We start from the raw sequence: 3,522 nt of genomic DNA, 5'->3' as shown, positions 1-3,522 counted from the left end.
TACTAAAGGTTGTTTATAAGAAAAAGCCAAATGATCCGGATTATCTGGTAACGAGTTCCAACTAAAGTACATGAAAACTAGAGTAAAGAGATTCATTTCCATATTTTTATGCAGTCTTCTCGTCGTTGGATGCCAATCCGCTACGATGAAGGAAAATCCGGCTGTGCATGTTTTAGATAATAAAGATACATTGGTCGAGCTAAAGAATATGCCCGATCCCGATGATGAAAGTCTGAGTTTAGGACAGCAGTTGGACGCACCGGAAAAGGGTGAAGAAATTGCTATCATCCATACCAGCATGGGCGATATTTATGTGCGTTTTTTTCCGGAGGCTGCACCTAAAGCAGTTTATAATTTTAAAAAACTGGCTTTAGAAGGATACTATGACGGATTGACCTTTCATCGCATCATTTCTGATTTCATGATTCAAGGTGGTGATCCTAACGGAGATGGCAGTGGCGGCCAAAGCATCTGGAAGGAAGAATTTGAAGATGAATTCAGCAGCAGGCTTGTCAATATTACCGGTTCTCTGGCCATGGCCAATGCCGGCAGCAACACCAACGGAAGTCAGTTCTTTATCAATCAGGCTCCAGTCGTTGATCCATCTTACTGGCAAAGTATGCAAGCCAACTATGATCAGCTCAAGGATATGAGCGAAAAAGAGAAACAATCTGTATTGAATTATTATGGATACAGTTTTTTAAATATGGACAAGGTGGATGAGAAGTATAAAGAACTATACCAGACACAAGGTGGTAATCCTTCTTTGGATGGGGCTTATAATGCATTTGATCCACAACGAGGACATACAGTTTTCGGTCAGGTATTCAAGGGCATGGATGTGGTCCGGGCTATTTCTAAAGTGCAGACAAACAGTCAAGATCATCCATTAGAAAATATTGAGATTGAAAAAGTGGAAATTGCTGAATATAAAGGTGAATAAGTAAGAAATTGGTAAGAAGAAGCTTCTATACTAAAGGGTATGGAAGCTTTTTTTATTCTTATATGTACATATGCTACATCCATTTTTGAAGGACGAGTATTACAAAGAACAAAAAAAATTGAGTGGATTACTTTTGGACTGTGTTCTTTTATGTTTCTGCCTCTTTTGTCCCGAGATACATTCTGGTTATCACAGTGTTTCTTTACCTTTTTATTTTGTCTTTTTGAACAAGATCGACACACTTATTATATTAGCTGGCATTGGTCGATCGCATGTGTATGCATTGCCATTGGTTTTATCGGCACCTTTCAAAGTCTGCATTGGCAAGGAGCACTTTTATACAGTGTGCCTGCTTTGTTTTTACATCGAAGAAAACCAGAGTGGATTGGTATAGCCGATGTATATTTTTTAGGCTTTTTCGGTTCTCTTTTAGGGATGCATCGTATGATGATTGCGGTATTGATTTCTGTTCTTTTTGGTCTTTTATGGTCCGCTTTCAGGCAAAAGAAGATGATCGCCTACGTGTCCTGTTTATGTATCGGAGTCTGGATTTCTTATGTAAAGGGGTATTATCTGTGGGATATTTTATTCAGTCTTTTAAGCACATTCTAGGCTCATCCGGACATTCTATCTGAAGACATTGTTTCTGAAAAGGAAGCTTAAAAGAGAGTTTATGGCTTTGCAGTAACAATCCCTTTTGATCTTTACGTACTCCATATAAAGGATCGTTATAAATGGGAAATCCCAAGGAAGCCAGATGTACACGAATCTGATGCTTGCGCCCGGTCGTAATTTCAATAGTCAGTTTGGATGTATTTTTATTAGATTCTATCGCAGTGATTTTTGTCATGCTTGGTTTTCCGTTTTTTGAAATACGCATCTTTTGTGCCTGATGTCTGTCTTTTCCGATCGGCTTACAAATTTCGTGGATAGAAGAAGGGAACTTTCCTTCGACGATGCACTGATACTCTTTTTTGATCTGATGCTGCTGCATCTGAAAATCAAAGTAAGGCTGAAAAAAAGGATGTTTACTAAACAGCAGAAGACCACTTGCCTCGTAGTCAATACGATGAATGGCCTGACAGGGATACATAGCTCCCTGCATCATTAAATGAGCATCAATTCTTGCCTGTAATGTATCTTGTGTATGTCCATCATCATGAACGAGCAAAAAAGGGAGCTTAAAAGCTACGATCACAAAACAGTCTTCATACAGGATCGTAACATCATCAAAGGATACCGGATGTATAAACTCTTTTGGCTTAAAAGAAATTGTATAACATTGTCCTTTATACAGAATGGGTTCTTTAAAGTCCGTGCATTGATTCCAGTGCTTCCTGGAAGCATGAAAAAGAGACTGCAGTTCGAAAAGCGTAAGCTCTTTTTTGGCAATAAACTGCAGTCGATTTTCATCACAGTGCAAAAGTTTAAAGGAAGAAAGCATATTCATAGATTATTTTAGGATTTATAGATATAATGTCAATATAAAGGAGGTTTTCGAAATGAAAATTTTTAAATGTGATGATTGCGGTGCTGTATTTGAATTGGTTGTAGAACCTACAAAAGGTGCTATTGAAGGATTGCGCGAAGTAAAAGCCGGTGAAGTTGACGGGGCTTTGGAAAAACACGTACCTGTTGTAGAACAAGATGGACATAAGTTGATCGTTAAAGTAGGAAGTGTTGCTCACCCTATGACAGCAGAACACTATATCAATGCGATCTGGGTAGAGTTTGAAGACGGAACCTATGTGAAAAAAGCACTGACACCGGATATGGCTCCAGAAGCAGAATTCTGCATGAAGAATAAGTCCGGAAAAGTTACGGTGTATGAATATTGTAATCTGCACGGACTTTGGAAAACAGAGTTTACTTTAAAAGCTGAATAATTGAATAGCTCTATCGTAAAAAGAACTGGAATTTCTTGTATAAAGATTCCGGTTTTTTTGTTTTTACAGACTTTTCCTGCAAGGATCCTACAAGCTGTGGGTTGTAAGATGGGAAAGACTCTACTACAATGGTAGGTGGATTTTTTAAGAAAAGAGGGAAACCATGAAATTGGAAAATAATTATCATTCCCTTACCAATTCGGTATTCGATAATGTGATCCTTATTCTAAAAAGCATGCTTGTAGGCGTTTGTGCCGGAGGGATTGCGGTATTGTATCGACTGGTATTGGGAAAGGGCGAATCTTTTGCCTTTTCGTTGTATGATTTTGTGTCAGGAAATCTTCTCTGGATCTTGTTGTTGATTCCCGTCTTTGGAATCGTTGCGTATTTGATCGGAAAAATGGTGGATTACAACCCTATGATTTCCGGTAGTGGAATACCGCAGATCGAAGGTATTTTAAAAGGATACTTTTTAAAGCGGAAAAGTTGGTTTTCTACTCTGGTTTGTAAATTTGCCGGTGGTGCGATGGGGATTGCCGGAGGTCTTTCATTAGGAAGAGAGGGCCCATCGATACAATTAGGTGCCAATGTCGGAGAGGCTATCGGTAATCGGTTGGGAAACGGACGACTGGAAAAAAAGATTCTTATTGCCGGAGGGGCCAGCGCCGGATTGGCTGCAGCTTTTAACGCCCC

At 39.2% G+C, this 3,522-nt stretch carries 5 protein-coding genes; 4 read left to right on the top strand and 1 reads right to left on the bottom strand.

Annotation, left to right across the window (positions count from 1 at the left end):
- The first annotated feature begins 145 nt into the window (after positions 1-145).
- Together U0M88_RS06500 and U0M88_RS06495 are read left to right on the top strand one after the other, a co-directional pair.
- The gene (locus tag U0M88_RS06500; protein ID WP_272012850.1) at positions 146-943 is read left to right on the top strand and encodes a peptidylprolyl isomerase; all 798 of its coding nucleotides are present in this window, start codon (positions 146-148) and stop codon (positions 941-943) included.
- Between the two features lie 150 nt (positions 944-1,093).
- The gene (locus U0M88_RS06495; RefSeq protein WP_168965170.1) at positions 1,094-1,555 is read left to right on the top strand and encodes a prepilin peptidase; all 462 of its coding nucleotides are present in this window, start codon (positions 1,094-1,096) and stop codon (positions 1,553-1,555) included.
- Here U0M88_RS06495 and U0M88_RS06490 read toward each other — a convergent pair.
- Positions 1,533-2,393: an RluA family pseudouridine synthase gene (locus tag U0M88_RS06490; RefSeq protein ID WP_117445172.1), complete on the bottom strand. Its 861-nt coding sequence runs from the start codon at positions 2,391-2,393 to the stop codon at positions 1,533-1,535. The genes U0M88_RS06495 and U0M88_RS06490 overlap by 23 nt on opposite strands.
- Positions 2,394-2,445: 52 nt before the next feature.
- Between U0M88_RS06490 and U0M88_RS06485 the strand changes: the two genes are divergently transcribed.
- Together U0M88_RS06485 and U0M88_RS06480 are read left to right on the top strand one after the other, a co-directional pair.
- Positions 2,446-2,829: a desulfoferrodoxin family protein gene (locus U0M88_RS06485; protein WP_117445173.1), complete on the top strand. Its 384-nt coding sequence runs from the start codon at positions 2,446-2,448 to the stop codon at positions 2,827-2,829.
- Between the two features lie 163 nt (positions 2,830-2,992).
- The coding region (locus tag U0M88_RS06480; protein WP_331869284.1) for a chloride channel protein at positions 2,993-3,522 on the top strand (530 nt) is incomplete at its 3' end.

This window comes from Faecalicoccus sp., from assembly GCF_036552745.1.
Taxonomy (GTDB): domain Bacteria; phylum Bacillota_I; class Bacilli_A; order Erysipelotrichales; family Erysipelotrichaceae; genus Faecalicoccus.
This window is presented reverse-complemented; position numbering and strand designations above follow the sequence as displayed.